At 61.8% G+C, this 19381-nt stretch carries 18 protein-coding genes; 4 read left to right on the top strand and 14 right to left on the bottom strand.

Annotated elements, in window-relative coordinates; all coding sequences use genetic code 11:
• Positions 1-6 precede the first annotated feature (6 nt).
• The 4 genes from pstB to pstS all read right to left on the bottom strand — a co-directional run bounded on the left by pstB (position 7) and on the right by pstS (position 3898).
• Complete coding sequence (pstB, locus tag GTP69_RS15525) at positions 7-810, bottom strand: phosphate ABC transporter ATP-binding protein PstB (protein WP_229260969.1); 804 nt, start codon at positions 808-810, stop codon at positions 7-9.
• A gap of 22 nt (positions 811-832) precedes the next feature.
• Positions 833-1705: a phosphate ABC transporter permease PstA gene (pstA, locus tag GTP69_RS15520; RefSeq protein ID WP_161055722.1), complete on the bottom strand. Its 873-nt coding sequence runs from the start codon at positions 1703-1705 to the stop codon at positions 833-835.
• Positions 1705-2703 carry a phosphate ABC transporter permease subunit PstC gene (pstC, locus tag GTP69_RS15515; protein WP_161055842.1) on the bottom strand — a complete coding sequence of 333 codons (999 nt, stop codon included), beginning with the start codon at positions 2701-2703 and terminating at the stop codon, positions 1705-1707. The genes pstA and pstC overlap by 1 nt, the downstream gene beginning before the upstream one ends.
• A gap of 148 nt (positions 2704-2851) precedes the next feature.
• Positions 2852-3898: a phosphate ABC transporter substrate-binding protein PstS gene (pstS, locus tag GTP69_RS15510; RefSeq protein ID WP_161055721.1), complete on the bottom strand. Its 1047-nt coding sequence runs from the start codon at positions 3896-3898 to the stop codon at positions 2852-2854.
• Positions 3899-4180: 282 nt separating this feature from the next.
• Here pstS and ppk1 point away from each other — a divergent pair, with 282 nt between their 5' ends.
• Together ppk1 and sixA are read left to right on the top strand one after the other, a co-directional pair.
• Complete coding sequence (gene ppk1, locus GTP69_RS15505) at positions 4181-6277, top strand: polyphosphate kinase 1 (protein WP_161055720.1); 2097 nt, start codon at positions 4181-4183, stop codon at positions 6275-6277.
• Between the two features lie 84 nt (positions 6278-6361).
• Positions 6362-6829: a phosphohistidine phosphatase SixA gene (gene sixA, locus GTP69_RS15500; protein ID WP_161055719.1), complete on the top strand. Its 468-nt coding sequence runs from the start codon at positions 6362-6364 to the stop codon at positions 6827-6829.
• 268 nt (positions 6830-7097) lie between these two features.
• Here sixA and GTP69_RS15495 read toward each other — a convergent pair whose 3' ends face one another.
• The 5 genes from GTP69_RS15495 to GTP69_RS15475 form a co-directional block, all read right to left on the bottom strand.
• A complete protein-coding gene (locus GTP69_RS15495; protein WP_161055718.1) occupies positions 7098-8198 on the bottom strand; it encodes a polyamine ABC transporter substrate-binding protein in 1101 nt (366 codons plus the stop codon).
• A gap of 79 nt (positions 8199-8277) precedes the next feature.
• Entirely contained in the window at positions 8278-8715 is a 438-nt protein-coding gene (locus GTP69_RS15490) for a PIN domain-containing protein (protein ID WP_161055717.1), read from the bottom strand.
• Positions 8712-8981 carry a hypothetical protein gene (locus GTP69_RS15485; protein ID WP_161045825.1) on the bottom strand — a complete coding sequence of 90 codons (270 nt, stop codon included), beginning with the start codon at positions 8979-8981 and terminating at the stop codon, positions 8712-8714. The genes GTP69_RS15490 and GTP69_RS15485 overlap by 4 nt, the downstream gene beginning before the upstream one ends.
• Positions 8982-9036: 55 nt before the next feature.
• The gene (fliD, locus tag GTP69_RS15480) at positions 9037-10422 is read right to left on the bottom strand and encodes a flagellar filament capping protein FliD (protein WP_161055716.1); all 1386 of its coding nucleotides are present in this window, start codon (positions 10420-10422) and stop codon (positions 9037-9039) included.
• 82 nt (positions 10423-10504) lie between these two features.
• Positions 10505-11884, bottom strand: coding sequence for a CoA transferase (locus tag GTP69_RS15475; RefSeq protein WP_161055715.1), 1380 nt, complete (start codon positions 11882-11884; stop codon positions 10505-10507).
• Between the two features lie 90 nt (positions 11885-11974).
• Here GTP69_RS15475 and GTP69_RS15470 point away from each other — a divergent pair, with 90 nt between their 5' ends.
• The gene (locus GTP69_RS15470; RefSeq protein WP_229260968.1) at positions 11975-13174 is read left to right on the top strand and encodes a citrate synthase family protein; all 1200 of its coding nucleotides are present in this window, start codon (positions 11975-11977) and stop codon (positions 13172-13174) included.
• Here the strand turns inward: GTP69_RS15470 and GTP69_RS15465 are convergent.
• From GTP69_RS15465 to alr, 3 genes are all read right to left on the bottom strand, one after another.
• Positions 13155-13475: a PilZ domain-containing protein gene (locus tag GTP69_RS15465; protein ID WP_110848430.1), complete on the bottom strand. Its 321-nt coding sequence runs from the start codon at positions 13473-13475 to the stop codon at positions 13155-13157. The two genes, GTP69_RS15470 and GTP69_RS15465, sit on opposite strands and share 20 nt — an antisense overlap.
• A 63-nt stretch (positions 13476-13538) precedes the next feature.
• Entirely contained in the window at positions 13539-14915 is a 1377-nt protein-coding gene (gene radA / locus GTP69_RS15460; RefSeq protein ID WP_161055714.1) for a DNA repair protein RadA, read from the bottom strand.
• Positions 14916-14919: 4 nt separating this feature from the next.
• Complete coding sequence (gene alr, locus GTP69_RS15455; RefSeq protein ID WP_161055713.1) at positions 14920-16011, bottom strand: alanine racemase; 1092 nt, start codon at positions 16009-16011, stop codon at positions 14920-14922.
• Positions 16012-16145: 134 nt separating this feature from the next.
• Between alr and lplT the strand changes: the two genes are divergently transcribed.
• A complete protein-coding gene (gene lplT, locus GTP69_RS15450) occupies positions 16146-17408 on the top strand; it encodes a lysophospholipid transporter LplT (protein ID WP_161055712.1) in 1263 nt (420 codons plus the stop codon).
• A 3-nt stretch (positions 17409-17411) separates the two neighbouring features.
• Here the strand turns inward: lplT and GTP69_RS15445 are convergent, their stop codons facing one another.
• Both GTP69_RS15445 and GTP69_RS15440 read right to left on the bottom strand, forming a co-directional pair.
• The gene (locus GTP69_RS15445; protein WP_161055840.1) at positions 17412-18383 is read right to left on the bottom strand and encodes a DUF1853 family protein; all 972 of its coding nucleotides are present in this window, start codon (positions 18381-18383) and stop codon (positions 17412-17414) included.
• Positions 18384-18447: 64 nt separating this feature from the next.
• On the bottom strand, positions 18448-19381 hold a 934-nt coding region (locus GTP69_RS15440), incomplete at its 5' end, for a uracil-DNA glycosylase (RefSeq protein ID WP_229260967.1).

Below are 19381 nucleotides of genomic sequence, written 5' to 3'. Positions count from 1 at the left end.
AGGTGATCAGCCGAAGCGGCCGGTGATGTAGTCTTGCGTTTCCTTGCGTGCCGGATTCATGAAGATCTGGTCGGTCTCGCCGAACTCGACCAGCTCGCCCAGGTACATATAGGCGGTGTAGTCCGAGCAGCGCGCGGCCTGCTGCATGTTGTGGGTCACGATGGCGATGGTGTAGTCCTGTTTCAGCTCGCTGATCAGTTCTTCCACTTTCGAGGTCGAGATCGGGTCCAGTGCCGAGGTCGGCTCATCCAGCAGCAGCACGTCCGGTTTGACGGCGACGCCACGGGCGATGCACAGACGCTGCTGCTGACCGCCGGACAGCGACAGGCCGCTCTTGCTCAGCTTGTCTTTGACTTCGGTCCACAGCGCGGCCTTTTTCAGCGCCCATTCGACGCGCTCGTCCATCTCGCCTTTCGACAGGTCTTCGTACAGACGCACGCCGAAGGCGATGTTGTCGTAGATCGACATCGGGAACGGGGTCGGCTTCTGGAACACCATGCCGACCTTGGCGCGCAGCATGTTCAAATCCTGGCCGCCTTCGAGGATGTTACGGCCGCGGTACATGATCGACCCTTCGGCGCGCTGGCCTGGGTACAGGTCGTACATGCGGTTCAGCGTGCGCAGCAGGGTCGACTTGCCGCAGCCCGACGGGCCGATGAAGGCAGTGACCTGGCGCTCATGGATGTCCAGGCTGACGTTGTGCAGGCTCTGGGTCTTACCGTAGAAGAAGTTCAGACCCGAAATCTCGATGGTTTTGCGTTTGCCTTGGTTCATGGCGACGACGTTCTCTTGGCTCAGTTGCGTATTCATTGTATGGATTCGCTTTATTTAATTAGTTCGGGGCTTTTTGGGCAAACAGGGTACGCGAAATCACGTTCAGGGCCAGCACGCTGAAAGTTACCAGCAGTGCGCCACCCCAGGCCAGTTCGCGCCAGTTGTCATATGGGCTCATGGCGTAGCCGTAGATCACCACCGGCAGGTTGGCGATCGGCGCGTTCATGTCGACGCTCATGAACTGGTTGTTCAGCGCGGTGAACAGCAGCGGCGCGGTTTCGCCGGACACGCGGGCCACCGCCAGCAGCACGCCGGTGATGACGCCGGCCTTGACGGCGCGCAGGCGCACCGTCATCGCGACTTTCCAGCGTGGCGCACCCAGCGCAAACGCGGCTTCCAGCAGGTTGTTCGGCACCAGGCGCAGCATGTTGTCGGTGGTGCGCACCACCACCGGCACGGCGATCAGCGCCAGTGCTACCGAACCAGCGTAACCGGAGTAGTGCTTGGCAGTAGCCACATACATGGCCCAAACGAACATGCCGATCACGATCGATGGCGCCGACAGCATGATGTCGGTGACAAAGCGGGTGATGCTGGCGACCTTGTTTTCTTCGCCGTATTCGGCCAGGTACATGCCGGCCAGGATGCCGATCGGGGTCGAGATCAGGGTCGACAGGCCGACGATCATCAGGCTGCCGACGATCGCATTCAACAGGCCGCCGCCTTCGCTGCCCGGGGCCGGCGTGGTTTGCGTGAACAGGTCGATGCTCAGTGCGCCGAAGCCCTTGACGATCAGGGTCACCAGAATCCACGCCAGCACGGCCAGGCCGATCGACATGGCGAACACCGACATGGCGATGCCGATGCGGTGCGTCAGCAGACGCTTGCGATAAACCGGATTCATCGCGGCTTTTTCCAGAGTTGCGCTCATTATTTGACGCCTTCCTTGCGAGACATGCCAGCCAGCATCAGCTTGGCGGCGGACAGAACGATAAAGGTGATCACGAACAGGATCAGCGCCAGCGCAAACAGCGACGAGGTGTGCAGCACGGTGTCCGATTCGGCGAATTCATTGGCCAGCGTCGAGGCGATCGAGTTACCGGCAGCGAACAGCGACCACGACAGCTTGTTGGCGTTACCGATGACGAAAGTCACCGCCATGGTCTCGCCCAGCGCGCGGCCGAGGCCCAGCATGACGCCGCCGACCACGCCGGTCTTGGTGTAAGGCAGCACGATCTTGCGCACCACTTCCCAGCGGGTGCAGCCCAGGCCGTATGCCGATTCCTTCAGCACGGCCGGCACGATCTCGAACACGTCGCGCATCACCGAGGAGATGAACGGGATGATCATCACCGCCAGGATCAGCGCGGCGGTCAGGATGCCGATGCCCATGGTCGGGCCGCTGAAGAACTGGCCGATCAGCGGCAGGTGGCCGATAGTGTTTTTCAGGAATGGCTGCACGTAGTCGCCGAACAGCGGCGCAAACACGAACAGGCCCCACATGCCGTAGATGATGGACGGGATGCCGGCCAGCAGCTCAACCGCCGTGCCCAGCGGGCGGCGCAGCGAGGCCGGGCAGATTTCGGTCAGGAACAGCGCGATGCCGAACGACACCGGGAACGCGATCAGCAGCGCCAGGCCGGAGGTAACCAGGGTGCCGACGATGGCGATCAATGCGCCATACTGGTCATTGACCGGGTCCCATTCGACGGTGGTAATAAAGGCCGGACCGAACTCCTTGAAGGCTGGCCAGGCGCCGACCATCAAGGAAAAGATAATCCCCAACAGCACCGCCAGAACCGACAGCGCGAAGATCATGGTGGTTTTGTGGAAGAAGAAATCCTGGATGCGCTGTTTGCGCATGGTGCGGAGCATGGACTGCATGGCAGCTTGTTCCGCAGCGGACATAGGTCCGGTGCTGGTTTGCATGGCTGGCCCTTGCTTGGATAGTGGCGTGGAAGTGATATCTGCGCTCATATTTTTTTCTCGGTGGATGTAAGCTAGCCTGCGGCGTCCAATTGGGCGCAGCAGGCTAACCCCCTCGCCGCCTGACTGGGCGGCGAAGGGACGGTCCGGATTAGTAGATTGCTTTACCCGAAGCGTCTTTCAGGTTGGCTTTCCATGCGTCCTGCACCAGTTTGACAACTGCTGGTGGCATCGGCACGTAGTCCAGTTCGGTAGCAGCGGTGCCACCGTTTTTGAAGGCCCAGTCGAAGAACTTGACGACTTCTTTGCCTTTGGCAGCGTCAGCCTGCGATTTGTGCATCAGGATGAACGACACGCCGGTGATAGGCCACGAGTTTTTGCCAGCCTGGTCGGTCAGCACCACGCCGAAGCCTGGGGTCTTGGTCCACTCGGCGTTGGCGGCAGCAGCTTTGAAGAACTCGTCGTCAGGTTGCAGGAAGTTGCCATCCTTGTTTTTCAGCTGGGTGTGCGACATTTTGTTCTTTTTAGCGTAAGCCCACTCGACGTAGCCGATCGAACCCTTGATACGCTGCACGTTGGCGGCGACGCCTTCGTTACCCTTGCCGCCCACGCCGACGATCCACTTCACAGCGGTCGAAGCGCCGATCTTGGTTTTGAATTCCGGGCTGGTTTTCGACAGGAAGTCGGTGAACAGGAACGAGGTGCCCGAGCCGTCGGCGCGGTGCACCACGGTGATGTCTTCGCCAGCCAGTTTCACGCCTGGGTTCAGCGCGACGATTGCCGGGTCATTCCACTTGGTGATCTTGCCCAGGTAGATGTCCGCCACAACCGGACCGGTCAGTTTCAGTTGGCCAGGGGTGACGCCGTCCAGGTTAACCACGGTCACAACGCCGCCCATGATGGCAGGGAATTGCATCAGGCCATCAGCGTCCAGGTCGGCAACGCTCAATGGCATGTCCGACGCGCCGAAATCGACGGTCTTGGCTTTGATCTGCTTGATACCAGCGCCCGAACCGACGGATTGGTAGTTCAGGCCGTTACCGGTAGCGGCTTTGTACGACTCTGCCCATTTAGCGTAGATTGGGTATGGGAAGGTAGCGCCGGCGCCGGTCATATCGGCGGCGTGAGCAGCCGACGAGAAAGCCATTACAGCTGCTGCGCCGACCATCAGGGAGGAGATCAATTGTTTCAGTCGCATTTCAAGTCCTTTTTTATGACAGGTTAGGATGCTGCGAAGTCTAACGGCCATTTATGACATGTTTATGACATGGCCAAAATATTTCAAAAATAGTTAAGCAGACCGCTGTTCCCTCTGTAAACTGACTGTGTTGCCGCTATATGTTACGCCGCCTTGTCATAATCGGCGGTCATTTATGACAGAGTTTGTCATGGGGCTGTCATATTTCTTCTTTACACTGTTGCAATCATTCTTGGCTTAAACACGCTAGAATGGAACTACCTGCAAAGTGAACAAAAACACATGAAGCCTGACTTGCATGCTGAAGTAAACAAGAACTCGGCTTTCCTGGACCGGGAACTGTCGCAACTGATGTTCAACCGCCGCGTATTGGCGCAGGCGGAAGACAAAAGCATTCCTTTATTAGAGCGGCTGCGTTATCTGTGCATCGCCAGCAGCAACCTCGACGAATTCTTTGAAGTGCGCGTGGCCAGCCTGCTGGCGGCCGGCGCCGGCGACGGTGCGCTGTCCAGCCACCCTGCCCTGGTCGCCACGCTGTCGCGCATCAGCAATGAATGCCACGCGCTGGTGACCGATCAATATGAACTGCTGAATACCCAGATCCTGCCCGAGATGGCGGCACACGGCATTCACCTGGTGCGCCACAACGAGCGCAACGACGCGCAGCGCTCCTGGGTCAAGGAATACTTCGACACCGAAGTGCGGCCGCTGCTGACGCCGATCGGCCTCGATCCGGCCCACCCGTTCCCGCAAGTGGTTAACAAGAGTCTGAATTTCATCGTCCAGCTGGGCGGCAAAGACGCCTTCGGCCGCGGCACCGCGATCGCCATCGTCAAGGCGCCGCGCGTGCTGCCGCGCGTGATCCGCCTGCCGGATCATTTGTCGAAGAGCGGCGGCATGTCGTTCTGCCTGCTGTCGTCGGTGATCCACGCCCACATTTCGGACCTGTTCGCCGGCCGCGAAGTGATCGGCTATTCGCAGTTCCGCGTGACCCGCGACAGCGACCTGTGGGTCGACGAGGACGAAGTCAAAAACCTGCGCCAGGCGCTCAAGGGCGAGCTGGTCGGCCGCCAGTTCGGCGCCTCGGTGCGGCTGGAAGTGGCGATGAATTGCCCGCCCGAGCTGTCACAATTCCTGCTCGACCAGTTCGGCCTGCATCAAAGCCGGCTGTACGCGGTCAACGGCCCAGTCAACCTGGTGCGGCTCAACGAGATCATGGACCACGTCCACAATCCGGAACTGCGCTTCCCGCCGTTCTTCCCCGGCCAGGCTTACAAGCCGGGCAACCAGGATATCTTCGCCGCGCTGCGTGAAAACGATATCTTGCTGCACCACCCTTACCAGTCGTTCCAGACCGTCATCGACTTCATCCGCAGCGCCGCCTTCGATCCGGCGGTGGTGGCGATCAAGCAGACGATTTACCGCACCGGCATGAACTCCGACCTGATGGAGTCGCTGATCATCGCCGCCCGCGCCGGCAAGGAAGTCACCGTCATCGTCGAGCTGAAAGCGCGCTTCGACGAAGAAGCCAACATCAATTGGGCCGACAAGCTGGAACAGGCCGGCGCGCAAGTAGTGTACGGCGTGGTCGGCCTGAAGACCCACGCCAAGGTGGCGCTGGTGATCCGCCGCGAAGAAGGCAAGCTGCGCTATTACGCCCACCTCGGCACAGGCAACTACCATCCGACCACCACCAAGTTCTACACCGACTTTGGCCTCTTGACCTGCCATCCTGGCATGAGCCAGGAAGTGAACGAAGTGTTCATCCATCTGACCTCGCTGACCAAGCCGCATCGGCTCACGCACTTGTGGCTGGCGCCGTTCGCGCTGCAGAACGAAATCATCAAGGCGATCCGCAACGAGGCACGCATCGCGCGCGCAGGACGGCCGGGCCGGATTATTGTTAAAATCAATGCATTGGTGGACGAATCGGTGATCCGCGCGCTGTACGCGGCGTCCAAGGATGGCGTCAAGATCGACCTGATCGTGCGCGGCGCCTGCACCCTCAAGCCGGGCGTGCCGGGACTGTCGGAAAACATCAAGGTGCGTTCGGTGATCGGCCGCTTCCTGGAGCACAGCCGGATTTACTACTTCCGCAACGACCTGGCGCATGACACCTATCTGGCCAGCGCCGACTGGATGAGCCGCAACCTGTTCCGCCGCATCGAAGTCGCCTTCCCGATCCTGGACAAGGCGCTCAAGCGACGGGTAATGGCCGAGGGTTTGACGCCGTACCTGAAGGACAATATGAATGCATGGGAGCTGGAAGCGGACGGCCACTACCAGCGCCGCAAGGCGCGCAGCAAGCAAGTCCACTTCAGCGCCCAGCAGCATCTGATGGAAACGCTGGGCACGCCCAACGCCCATCTGGGAGAGTAAGCCGCCGCGCGCCGGGAGGTGCGTGTGCGCAGTCTGCGGGATCTGTTTTCTAATGTGTTTCCAGCTATAACTCAGGAGAAAAGCATGGATCTCATTTTGTGGCGGCACGCCGAGGCCGAGGATGCGGCGCCCGGCATGACCGATCTGGAACGGGCGCTGACGGTCAAGGGCCAGAAACAGGCGCGTCGCATGGGCCAATGGCTGAACTCGCAACTGCCGGACAGCTGCCGCATCCTGTCCAGCCCGGCCGTGCGCACCTTGCAGACGGTCGAGGCGCTGGGCCGCAAATTTAAAATCCATACCGACCTGGCGCCGGGCGCCGATCCGGACGACATCCTCAAGGCGGTCAACTGGCCGGGCAACAAGGAGTCGGTACTGGTGGTCGGCCACCAGCCGACTTTGGGTCAGGTGGCGTCGATGCTGATGACCGGCGATGACCTCGAATGGGACATCCGCAAGGCCAGCGCCTGGTGGTTTGCGCAACGCGAACCGGGCGATCCGCTGAGTGTGTATCTTAAAGCCGTCATGGCAGCCGACCTCGTCGTGAAATAGGCTTGTAAAGCCTCCGCCATCTGCTAGAGTTTAATTGTATCAACTACTCGGGGGAGGCCATCATGATGTTCACCTTGCTCACCATGGGGATGTTCGGGGGCATGATCGCCCTCGTGGTATATGAACTGGTACAGGAAATGCGTGGCAGTAAAAATCGCTTGCTAGACCGCTATCACGAATAGCCATCCGCTTCACAGAAGCTTACGGCGCCAGTGGCGTGCCCTCGCGGACACTGCCCCTCGCGCCGTTCATCGTTTACCTTCGCTGATTACACGCCGGTTTTGAACTTGGTGTAGATGCGCGTGATGTTGCGGCGAATATCCGCCGGCACCGGTTCCGGCGCCGCCATCTTCTTCTTGTCCTCTTCCGACAGGAACACCGTCTTGTTGCCGGCGATATCCTTGCGCACGAACTTGACGCTGGCCGCATTCGGATTGGCGTAGAACACCTTGTTGGTCAGGCTGGCGTGTACTTCCGGACGCATGATGTAGTTGATCCACAAATGCGCATTGTTCGGGTGCGGCGCATCGGCCGGAATCGCCATCGTGTCGAACACCAGCGCGGCCGAGGTCTTCGGCACCAGCACCTCGATCACATTGCCGTTCTTGGCATCGATGGCGCGCTGACGGGCGATGTTGATGTCGCCCGACCAGCCCAGCGCCACGCACACGCCGCCGTTGGCCAGGTCATTGATGTAGCCCGACGAGCTGAACAGCGTGACGTAAGGACGAATCGCTTGCAGCACCTTGCCCGCTTCCACGTAGTCGGCGGCGTTTTTCGAGAAGGCCGGCTTGCCGGCGTAGATCAGCGCCGGCGGCAGCACTTCCGACGGCGAGTCGAGGAAGGACACGCCACACGATTTCAGCTTGGACGCATATTTCGGATTGAACACCAGCTCCCAGGCATTGTCCGGCATCGGCATGCCGCCCAGCGCGGCCTTGACCTTGTTCACATTGATGCCGACCGTGGTGTAACCCCACAGCCAGTCGACCAGATAGTCGTTGCCTGGATCGATATTGGCCAGCTTGGCCTGGATGGCCGGGTCGAGATTCTTCAGATTCGGCAGCTTGGACTTGTCCAGCTTGCGCAGCTGCTTGGCATCGATCTGCAACCGCGCCCATTGGGCGGTCGGCACCACGATGTCGTAGCCGGACTTGCCGGCCACCAGCTTGGAGTTCAGGATTTCGTTGTTATCGAACAGGTCGTAACGGACCTTGATACCGGTTTCTTTTTCAAAATTCTTAACCGTATCTTCGGCGATGTAGTCCGACCAGTTGTAGATATTGAGGACTTTTTCCTCTTGCGCCTGGACCGCGCCTACCATCAAACCAGCAGCCACCAGCGCCGCGCCAACGAACTTCCCTGCCATAACACCTCCGAAAATGGATACACGCACAAGCCGTGATGATCGGGCATAGCCGGTCTGGATGCAAGCAATGTCTGCGCAATCAGCCCGGATACGGAACGATTACCCTGATATTTTCATATCCAGTTGGAACTTTTATCAACGACGGGAAGTCGAGAGGATTGCGCGTAACGATATCCCACCCATTCAGAATGGCACTCGCGTGGATGACTGTATCCGGCAATTTTTTGTGCGTTTGCTTGCGCACTTCGATGGAAAAGTCCGCGGTCTGATCATCAATCGGCATAATCTTGAATGTAGAGTGCATCCATTGCCGCGTCACGCCTTCAACCGCTGCCAACGCACTCTCATAATCCCCAGGCTCCGCACCCGTGATTGAGTATTTACATCCGACCATCACTTCCATGTAAGTGATTTTGCTGATAACTGGATGCGCGCAAGAGTCGATCACAGCGAGAGCATCGAAGTTGCCGCAAAGGTAGTCAATTAGGATGTTGGTGTCGAATACGAGATGGTTCATTTAGACCGGAGGTCCATTTGATAGGCGACGCCATCAATGTCCGCACCACGCCACGCGCCAAACATGCCGTTATCGCGATGGGGATGCCTTAACGCAGCGAAGGCGGTTTTGCGTCGCATTTCGTATTCGGCATCCAGCAAATATTTTGCGACCGCCTCTCGAACCAATTGCTGCGGGACCTCATTACGTCTCAATGCCAGCGCAACGATTTCAGCGTTCAGCGCAGCGTCCAATTCATATGTTGTATGCGGTGCAGCTTCGTCCATGACACACCTCAGCGGAGTTCTCTTGGATCCAGTCTACACCTTCTGATATGAAGCATCAGCCCAGCATATCGAACAAGGTGCCGGTGCCGGTACTGGTGCCGTTCAGTGCACTGCCGGAGCCGGTTTGGGCCTGGGCGGTGTACAGGGCCGCCAGCGCGTTGGCCTGGGCGGTCAAGGCCTTGGTCATGCTGGCTTTCTTGGCGGTCAGGCTCTTGATCTCGTTGGTGACCAGCGAGGTTTCCTTGTTCAGCACGCTGCTGGTGGAGCTCAGCGAGCCAGCCTTGGCCGACAGCAGGTCGGCGATGCCGCGGCCGTCGCTGGTGGTGAACAGTTTGGCCACGGCCGACGAATCGGTGGTCAGCGCGGCTTGCAGCTTTTTGTCGTCCAGCACCAGGTTGCCGTCCTTGTCCTGGCTGAGGCCGGCGGCGGCCAGCTTGGTAACCGAGACGCTGCCGCCACCGGTCTTCAGTATCTGACTCAGCTGGTTGGCGGCCTGGTTCAGCGCGGTGTCGGACTTGAGGTCGCCCTTTTGCAGCTTCTGCATTTTGGCGTTGAGGTCGTTATACGCGGTGACGAAGGATTTCAGGTTGTCGCTGATCTGGCTGGCGCCGGCGGCGACGGTGACATCGCTCTTGCCGGCCGTAACCAGGTTCAACGTGGCGCCGGCGATGGCGGTGTCCTTGATGGTGTTGGTGGCGCTCTTGATTTCCTTGCCGCCGTCGACGGTGAGGATGGCGTCCTGCGCTGCGCTGGTCTGGGTGAGTTTTTGCGTGCCGGTCGGATCGTAGGCCAACAGGTTCTTCAGCGTGGCGTCACCGCTGACGCTGATGCGCATGCTGTTGGCGGCGCCCGAGTCGCCCGCGATCGACAGCGAATATTCGCCGTTCTTGCCCTTGACCACGCTGACGTCGACGCCGGCCGCCTTGAACGCGGCGGCGATGCCGTCCGGCGTGTTGTTGCTGGCGTCGATGGTGACGCTCTTGCTGGTCAGCGCCGCGTTGGCGACAAAGCCCTTGTCGCCGCCGGCGGTGCCGAAATCGATCTTGACCGTTGTGGTGGCGCCGGTGCCGATCTTGCCGTTGGCGTCGGTGGCGAAATCATCGCTGGTCAGGAACTGGCCCTGGGCCAGCTGCTTGACGTCTACCGCGTAGGTGCCGGCCTTGGCGCTGCCGGTCGAGGTGGCGGTCAGCACCGACTTGGCCGAGCTGGCGGCGCTGGTGCTGAGGCCGTCACCAGTCAGGCCGGCGACCAGTTGCTGGAAATTGGATAAGGCGCTCTGTAACTGTCCCAGCGCCGACAGCTTGGTCTGGTCCTTGGTGATGGACGCGTTGACCTTATTGGCAGCGGCGGATGCCGGGGCCATGGTTTGCGCGACGCGGTTGTACACGTCGGTCGAAACGCCTGAGCTGGTAGAGCTAGTCGTATTGCTGATAGTTGTCATGATGGGTCCGCCATGTTGGTACTTACATAGTATGCAACATGGATACATGCACCAAAGCGGTGAATAGAGATAGATTCTACCCTTATTCCTGGCCCCAGCGCGCTGCGGATGAGCCAAGGCTGCTTGCCGGGCGGTCCCAGACCATGGCGGCGCCGGCAATTTCGACCGGCGGCCGGTAGCGGCGCGCCGGGCCCCACTCGGTTTGCTCCAGCTGTGGCGCGAAGTCGCGGTCGCCGGTTGGCGCGAGGGTATTGACCAGCGGAGCGGCGGCAGGCGCCAGCGCGTCGGTCAGCAACATGGCGGTGCGGGCCAGTGACAGTCGGGCATGCAGCGCGCGGCCTTCGTTGAGGCGGACGATCAGCGCGCGCACCACAGCAGCGGCCATCAGATAGCCGGTGGCGTGATCGAGCGCCTGCACCGGCAGCGGCACCGGCTTGTCGGCGCCCTGTATCTGCATGCCGTGCTGGGCGATGCCGCAGCTCATCTGCACCAGGCTATCGAAACCGCGTCGACCGGCCAGCGGGCCGGTCCAGCCGTACGCATCCAATGAGATATCAATCAGGCACGGATTGAGCTGCTGCCGCACTTGCTCGCCAAAACCCAGCCGCTCCAGTGCATCGGGGCGATAGCCATGGACCAGCACGTCAGCCTCCGTCAACAGACTTTCAAACACAGCGCGATCGGCCACCTGCGTCAAATCGAGACGCGCGCAGCGTTTGCCGAGCGACACCTCCGGAATCACGCCCGGCTCGTTCCAGCTGGGCGGATCGATGCGCAGCACGTCGGCGCCATAGCCAGCCAGAAAGCGCGTCGCCACCGGACCGGCCAGCACGCGCGTCAGATCCAGCACCTTCAGCCCTGCCAGTGGCCGTCCCGCCGTCCAGGCCCACTCGCGCCGTCCGCCAGCGCCTGCGTCAGCGAAGGCAATCAACGGCTCCCTGGCGACGCTTTGGCCTTGCGGGTGTGCCCGCCACGCGTCCAGCGAACGCATCACCGCTGCACAGCCGCCTTGCGCCACCACCGCTTCTTCCAGCGCCAGCCCGGACCAGCCGGCCACCGCCCGCGCCACTGCTGCGCGCTCCGCAGCGCAACCAAGCACCGTCAGCGCCGCCGCGCGGTGATGCGGCGCGTTCGTATGCAAACGTATCCAGCCATCGGCAGTCGCGTAATCGCCGGCCACCTCATCCCACAACGGCGGCCGCTCCCAGCCCACCGTATCAATCGACCAGCTGAACCACATCGACGCCAGCCGCCGGTCCGCCACCACGCGGCCCGGTGCAGAACCCTGCGCCAGCATCAGCTCGCGCACCGCCAGCGCCGCCGCACCGACCGAGGCCGCCGCCAGACCGGTCACGTCAAAATATGACGGCAACGCACCATCGCCCACCAGTTGCACGGCGTCCAGCGCCGCAGCGGGCAAGTCCAGCGCCGTCCACACAGCGTTCAGCAGGGAATCAGGCATGACAGCTCCAGGTAAGTTATGCTTGCCCGCAGCTTAGGACTGCCGGTCCACAAGCGTCAATCTTGACTTGAAGTGTCAACATAGGAAGTGATGATGGTCTGGATGACCGCCGCCGAGGCTTTGGATGTGCTCAACGTTCGTCCTCAAACGCTGTACGCCAATGTCAGCCGGGGGAAGATTCGCGCCAAGGCGGATGGGGATGATCCGCGCCGCAGCCTGTATCACCGCGACGATGTGTTGCGCATGGCGCGCCGTGCCAACGGACGGCGCAAAGTGGAAATCGTCTCCAGCGAGGCGATGCAGTATGGCGACCCGGTGCTGCCGTCAGCCATCTCCACCGCGCTGGAAGGCCGCCTGCTCTACCGTGGCCACGACGCCGCCACGCTGGCCGAGACTGCCAGCCTGGAAGACATCGCCGCGCTGCTGTGGGAATGTCCGCCGGATGAAGCCGCCGCCATCTGGCCCGCCAGTGCCAGCCAAGCCACCGCAAGCAGCGCCAGCGGGCAGACGTCCACAGACAGCGCGCTGGCGGCCGGCCTGCTGATCCTCGCCCGCCGCAGCGCAGTCGATGCGCCCTCGCTCGGCCGACCTGTCGCCGAGCTGCGCGCCGAAGCCGCCGGCGTCCTCGCTACACTGGTCGACGCCATGATCGGCGCCGGCCCAACGTCCGACGGCATACCCATCAGTCGCCGTCTCGCCCGCGCCTGGCGTGCCGAAGCACATGAAGACCTGATCCGCCGCGCGCTGGTGCTGATGGCCGATAACGAACTGAACGCCTCCACATTCGCCACCCGCGTCGCCATCTCCACCGGGGCCTCGTTGGCGGCTGGTGTGCTGGCCGGCTTCACCACACTCACCGGCCCCTTGCACGGCGGCGCAGCGCAGCAGTTCGCCCAACTGATCGCCCAGGCAAACGCCAGCGGCGCCACCCAAGCCGTCCACGACTGGCTGGCCAGCAACCGCGCCCTGCCCGCCTTCGGCCACCCGCTCTACCGCGACGGCGACCCGCGCGCCAAGGCCCTGATCAAACTACTACCAAAGATGGAACCACATGAAGCACTAGCGGTGGCCGCAGAACAACAGGCCGGCGAACTGCCGAACATCGACTACGCCCTCTCCCTGCTGACCACTGCCTGTGGCCTGCCGAAAGACGCCCCGTTTATCTTGTTTGCTGTGGGTCGCTGCGTCGGCTGGCTGGCGCACGCGCTGGAGCAGGTGCAAGCCAACCGCCTGATCAGGCCACGCGCCCGTTACACCGGGCCCGCGCCTGTCACCGCAGGAATTTATTGACGGTGGCCATGGTGGCCATGTCCGGATTCATAAACTGGAATCCGATTTTGAAGTGGTCACCGCTGAAAATGCAGTAATTCACCCGCGAGCGGCAAGACAGCACCTGCGCCTTGCCCTCGACGAACAACTCAAACGACACCATACCGATATCGCCCGCCGCCAGTTTATGATCAAACGTGAGCGACAAGCCAGTACTGGCGATGTCTAACGTGCGCCCTTGCATGGGCGGCATGCCATCCATCACCACGACTGCCTTCGAACGCACGATCTTGCGCGCGCCTGTCCTTTGATCGACTACCACTTTCTTATCCCTTTAGTTACGTAATGTGCACTATTAACGATTACAACACGTAACAATACAACGTTATTGGATTTCGCGCAGCTTATTGAAGGCATCATCGATTCGATCAACAGCAATAATTGTCAGGCCGTCAATCGGCTGTTTAGGCACGTTGGCGCTCGGAATCATGGCGATCGAGAAGCCCAGCTTGGCCGCCTCGCGCAGCCGCTCCTGGCCACGCGGCGCCGGCCGGATCTCGCCCGCAAGGCCAACCTCGCCAAACACCACGAAACCGCGCGGCAGCGCCTTGTTGCGCATCGACGAGTTAATCGCCAGCAGCACCGCCAAATCGACCGCCGGTTCGCTGATCTTGACGCCACCCACCGCATTGATGAACACGTCCTGGTCAAACGCCGCAATGCCGGCATGACGGTGCAGCACCGCGAGCAGCATCGCCAGCCGGTTCTGCTCCAGCCCGACCGACAGCCGGCGCGCATTCGGCAGATGGCTAGCATCGACCAGCGCCTGGATCTCCACCAGCAGGGGCCGCGTACCCTCCTGCGTCACCATCACGCACGAGCCCGGCACCTGATTATCATGCTGCGACAAGAACAAGGCCGACGGGTTGGATACGCCCTTCAGCCCCTTCTCCGTCATGGCAAACACGCCCAGCTCGTTGACCGCGCCGAAACGGTTCTTGATCGCCCGTACCAGACGGAAGCTGGAATGGCTGTCGCCCTCGAAGTACAGCACAGTATCGACAATGTGCTCCAGCACGCGCGGACCAGCCAGCGCGCCTTCCTTGGTCACGTGGCCGACCAGGATAATCGTCACGCCGGTCTGCTTGGCCACGCGCGTCAGTTGCGCCGCGCATTCGCGCACCTGCGCCACCGAACCCGGCGCCGAACTCAAGGCATCGGAATACACCGTCTGGATCGAGTCGATCACCGCCACCTCCGGCTTCAAATCCGCCAGTGTGCCGAGGATTTTCTCCAGCTGAATCTCAGCTTGCAGCTTCAGGTCGCGCGCATCGACTTGCAGCCGCTTGGCGCGCAACGCGATCTGCGCGCCGGATTCCTCGCCGGACACGTACAGCACCTTCTTCATATGCGACACATTGGCCAGCGCCTGCAACAGCAGGGTCGACTTGCCGATACCGGGATCGCCGCCGATCAGCACCACGCCGCCCGCCACCAGGCCACCGCCCAGCACGCGGTCGAACTCCTCGATGCCGGTGCCGAAGCGCGGCACATCGATGGCGTCGATGTCGGCCAGCGACAGCACCGGCGCGGTCTGCGCCAGCGCCAGATGGGCCGGTTGCGAATAGCGGTTATTGCCAGCGGCCTCGATGGTCGTCTCGACCATCGTATTCCACTGCTGGCAGGACGAGCACTGGCCGGTCCACTTGTTGGCGATCGCGCCGCACTCGTTGCAGGTGAAATTAGTTTTTGCCTTGGCCATCGGCTCAACCTTCCACGACCGGCACGCGCAGCGCCAGTGCACACATCAACTCGTAGCCGATGGTGTCGGCGGCCTCGGCCACCTCGTCAATCGGCAAACCCTGGCCCCACAACGTCACCTTGCTGCCGAGGCGGGCCTGCGGCAGTTCGGTCAGATCAACAGTCAGCATATCCATCGACACCCGGCCAACAAGGCGCGTGCGCACGCCATCGACCAGCACCGGCGTGCCGGCTGGCGCCACGCGCGGATAGCCGTCGGCATAGCCGCACGCCACCACGCCGACGCGCATCGGCACATCAGCCTTGAAGCGGCTGCCATAACCGACCACCTCGCCGGCGGCGATGTCCTGCACGCCGATGATTTCGCTGCTCAGCGTCATGGTTGGCTGCAAGCCGAAGTCATCGGCAGTGCCGCCGCCCGGTGTGCCGCCGTACAGCATGATGCCGGGACGCACCCAGTCGCTCTTCAATTCAGCATGCAGCAGCACGCCGGCCGAATTGGACAGGCTGCGCGGACCGGGCAAGCCGGCCGCGCCCCGCTCGAATCGGCGCAGTTGCTCGCCGATCGGCAGCAGCGGATGGTCGATATCGTCGGCATTGGCAAAGTGCGTCATCAGCGTGATGCTGGCGACACAGGCAATCGCGCTCAGCCGCGCATGGGCGGCCGCGAACGCCTCCGGCGTAAAGCCGAGACGGTTCATGCCGGTATTCATTTTGAGGTGCAGGTCGAAGCGGATGCCGCGCGCGCTCAGTTGCGGCGCGGCCGCTTCCAGCCACGCCAGCTGCTCGTCGCAATGGACCGCCGCCTGTAAATCATGGTCGGCCATGGTGACCAAGTCTTCCGGACCGAAGAAACCTTCCAATAACAAAATCGGCTTGGTCCAGCCCAGCTCGCGCAGCTTGACAGCGTTGTCGAATTCGATCAGCGCCAGGCCGTCGGCGGCGGCAAAACCGCGCATCGCGCGCTCCAGGCCGTGGCCATAGCCATTGGCCTTGAGCACGCCCCAGGCCTTGGCGCCGGGCGTTTTGGCCTTGGCCAGCGCCAAGTTCTGCTTCATTGAATCAACGTGAATAGTTGCTAAGATCGGCCTCGGCATACGACGCATTTCTACAGAGTAAACGAAGGCGCTATTTTAACGCCTGCGGCCCAGTGCGCACCGCTCAATTCTTGGGGGTTACGATCAAAGCATGGTATAAAGCAAGCCAGATAAGTTTTCCAGGCTATCCCAGAATGAATCGTGGTTTCTATACCATCATGGCAGCGCAGTTCTTTTCGTCATTGGCGGATAATGCGCTGCTCTTTGTTGCGATCGACCTGCTGGTAAACATGAAATCTCCAGGGTGGATTACGCCGCTCCTGAAGCTGTCATTTACCCTCTTTTATGTGCTGTTGGCTGCATTTGTCGGCGCTTTCGCCGATTCGATGCCCAAAGGCAAGGTTATGTTCATCTCCAACCTGATCAAGGTTGGCGGTTGCCTGCTCATTTTCGCTCACGTTCATCCCTTGCTGGCGTATGCCATCGTCGGCTTTGGCGCGGCCGTGTATTCGCCTGCCAAGTACGGCATCCTGACCGAACTGCTGCCGGCGGAAAAACTGGTGGCGGCCAATGGCTGGGTAGAAGGCTTGACCGTGATTTCGATCATCTTCGGCACCGTCATGGGCGGCGCGCTGGTGGGCGACCGCGTGTCGTCGATGCTGCTGGGCTTTGACCTGCCGCTGATCGACACCGGTATCGAGACGCCGACCCAGGCCGCGCTGTGCGTGGTGGTCGGTATCTATATGCTGGCGGCACTGTTCAATACGCGAATTCCGGACACCGGCTGCAAGTACGGCCACCAGGAACGCAATCCTATCAAGCTGATCACCGATTTTGCCAACTGCTTCAGCATGCTGTGGAAAGACAAGCTCGGCCAGATTTCGCTGGGCGTGACCACGCTGTTCTGGGGCGCGGCGCAGACGCTGCAATTCATCGTGCTGGAATGGGCCAGCCGCACGCTGCACCTGAGCTATGAACAGTCGACCAGTCTGGTTGGCGTGGTGGCGATCGGCGTGGCGCTGGGTGCGGTGATTTCGGCGCGCTTTGTGTCGCTGCGCAAGTCGCTGACGGTGATCCCGGTCGGCATCGCCATGGGCGTGATCGTGATGAGCATGACCATGGTGCACTCGGTCAAGGTCGCCTACCCGCTGCTGGTGCTGGTGGGGCTGCTGGGCGGCTTCTTCCTGGTGCCGATGAATGCGCTGTTGCAGCATCGTGGCCACGTGCTGATGAGCGCCGGCCATTCGATCGCGGTGCAGAACTTTAACGAGAATCTGTCGATCCTGACGATGCTGGCGGTGTACTCGCTGATGCTGCGCGCCCACTTGAACCTCGACATCATCATTCTGCTGTTCGGCCTGTTCCTGGCTGGCACCATGCTGTACATCCTGCGCAAGCATCAGCGCAATCAGCGTGAGTTTGACTCGGTCGCGCTGATTGGTGAAGCCAAGCACTAAGCCTTAGGCTGGCAGCACGCCGTCATGGCGGCGCTGCGCAGCCTGTGCGCGCCAACCGTCGGGGACGATAAAGCCCCGGCGCTCCTCGATTAGCCACTCCCCTTTTTCCTGCAAGGCGACGATCATCACCGGCACTTGCTGTCCGGTGATGGCTGCCAGCAGCGCTTCACGGCCCATGCCATTTGCGGCTGCCGTCTTCAACGGCGCCAACCACTGCAGGCGCGGCAGGACGGCGTAGTGTTGCGGCGGCAGAGTTTGCGCTGCCTGCGTTTGCGTCATCCAGAAGCCGTGGCAATGCTGTTGCGAGATGCCGGGCATCGGCTGCACGCCGTCCGGATAGAACAGCCAGCCTTTGACCAGCGCCTGCGTGCGGGCGACCGGTTGCGGCAGCAAGGCTTGCGCGACCGGGTGCTGCGACAACGACAGTTGCTTGTCGAAGATCTTGCGCATTTTGAGGCCCAGCGTATCGGCCAGGTTGGGGCCGATCAGGCCGTTGAGGTTGCCGGCGCCGTCCAGCAGGTAGAACTTGGTGGCGAATTCAATGTGGACCAGTTGCTCGCCTTCGTGCAGCAGGAAGTCGAATTCGCCGATGGTGTCGGTGCGGTCGGCGCGGACTTGCAGACCGTGGGCGTACAGTTGGCCTTGCTCGGCAAAGTAGAAGGCCATCAGCTTTTCGGCGTACAGGCCGAGGCGGGAGTAGTGCTTGCTGCCTAAAGCGGCTTCCAGCGGCGACGGGTCGCACTCCAGCGCGTTCAGCCATTCTTGCGTGGCTGGAGAGATCGCACCCAGCGTGGCGATGCGGCCTTGCCAGTGGGGCGATGCAGGATCGAGCAAGTCAGGCGCTTCCAGCAGCCACGCCAGCGCGCGTACGTGTGGATTCGTCAGATGCGGCCAGCGGGCTTCGAATAGCGATTGGTAGCTCACGGCCGGCACGACGGGCGCGTCCGCTGCCGCCGGTTCGGCCACGGCAGTCATTACCGGGCCAGGCACGGCGGCGATATCGCCCGGCGGCAGCGAGGCTGGCGCGCCGGGCGGCTGGTCAGCCATGACTGGCTTTCGCCAGGCACAAGTCGGCCCAGGCTTTGGCTTTGTCTTCCGGTTTGCGCAGCAGGTCGTCGGGATGGTAGGTGGCGACTACTGGCAGCTGGTTCGCGCCGTAGTGCATCACCTTGCCGCGCGCGGCCGGGCCCATCATCAGGCCTTTGGCGGCGAACTGGCCGAAGGTCATGGCCATGGCAGCGCCGGTCAGCGCCAGTTCCCGCTCCAGGAATGGACGGCAGGCAATGACTTCGTCGCCGCTCGGATTGCGTTCCGGCGGGCGGCATTTGACCACGTTGGTGATGTAGACGTCGGCTTCCGGTTTCAGCTCGATGGCTTTCAGCATGTTGTGCAGCAGCTGGCCTGCCTCGCCGGTGATGGCTTGCACGTCCTGCTCGTCAGCCTGCGACGGCGCACCGGCGACGGCGATCCAGGTCGCGCGCTCGGCGCCTCGGCCATTGACTGCGGCAATGCGCGTCTCGCACAAAGTGCAGCGGGTGCAGGACGACACGGCGGCTTGCAGCGTTGGCCAGTCCATGCCGGCAATCGCTTCGTCGCTGACTGGCTTTGAAGCCAACTCGGGCATAGCGCGCGAGGCGGCTTCCATATCTGACGGCGCAGCGGTCGACAGCGATGCATCCGCAGCTGCGTTGGCCGCTGAGCGCGATGGTGTGGCGGATGGTGGCGGCATCGGCGCATCATCAAACCAGGCGGTGTCTTCTCCCGCCGGTTCGGCTTCCACCGGCGCAGCGGCGCGGGCTGCAGGCTTTGCTGGCGGCGCTGAGCGCGGCGCGACGGGCGGTACCGGCGCATCGTCGAACCAAGCCATCGAATCGTCGTCAGACGTCGCGGCGGACGCTGCGGGCGGCTGCACCGGTGGGGCCGTGCGAGCGCCAGCTGAAGCGCCGGCATGCGACTCGGGCGAAGCCGACGGC

It is taken from the genome of Duganella levis (assembly GCF_009857605.1).
Classification (GTDB): domain Bacteria; phylum Pseudomonadota; class Gammaproteobacteria; order Burkholderiales; family Burkholderiaceae_D; genus Rugamonas; species Rugamonas levis.
The sequence above is the reverse complement of the archived record's forward strand: the minus strand, read 5'-3'. Positions and strand labels throughout refer to the sequence as shown.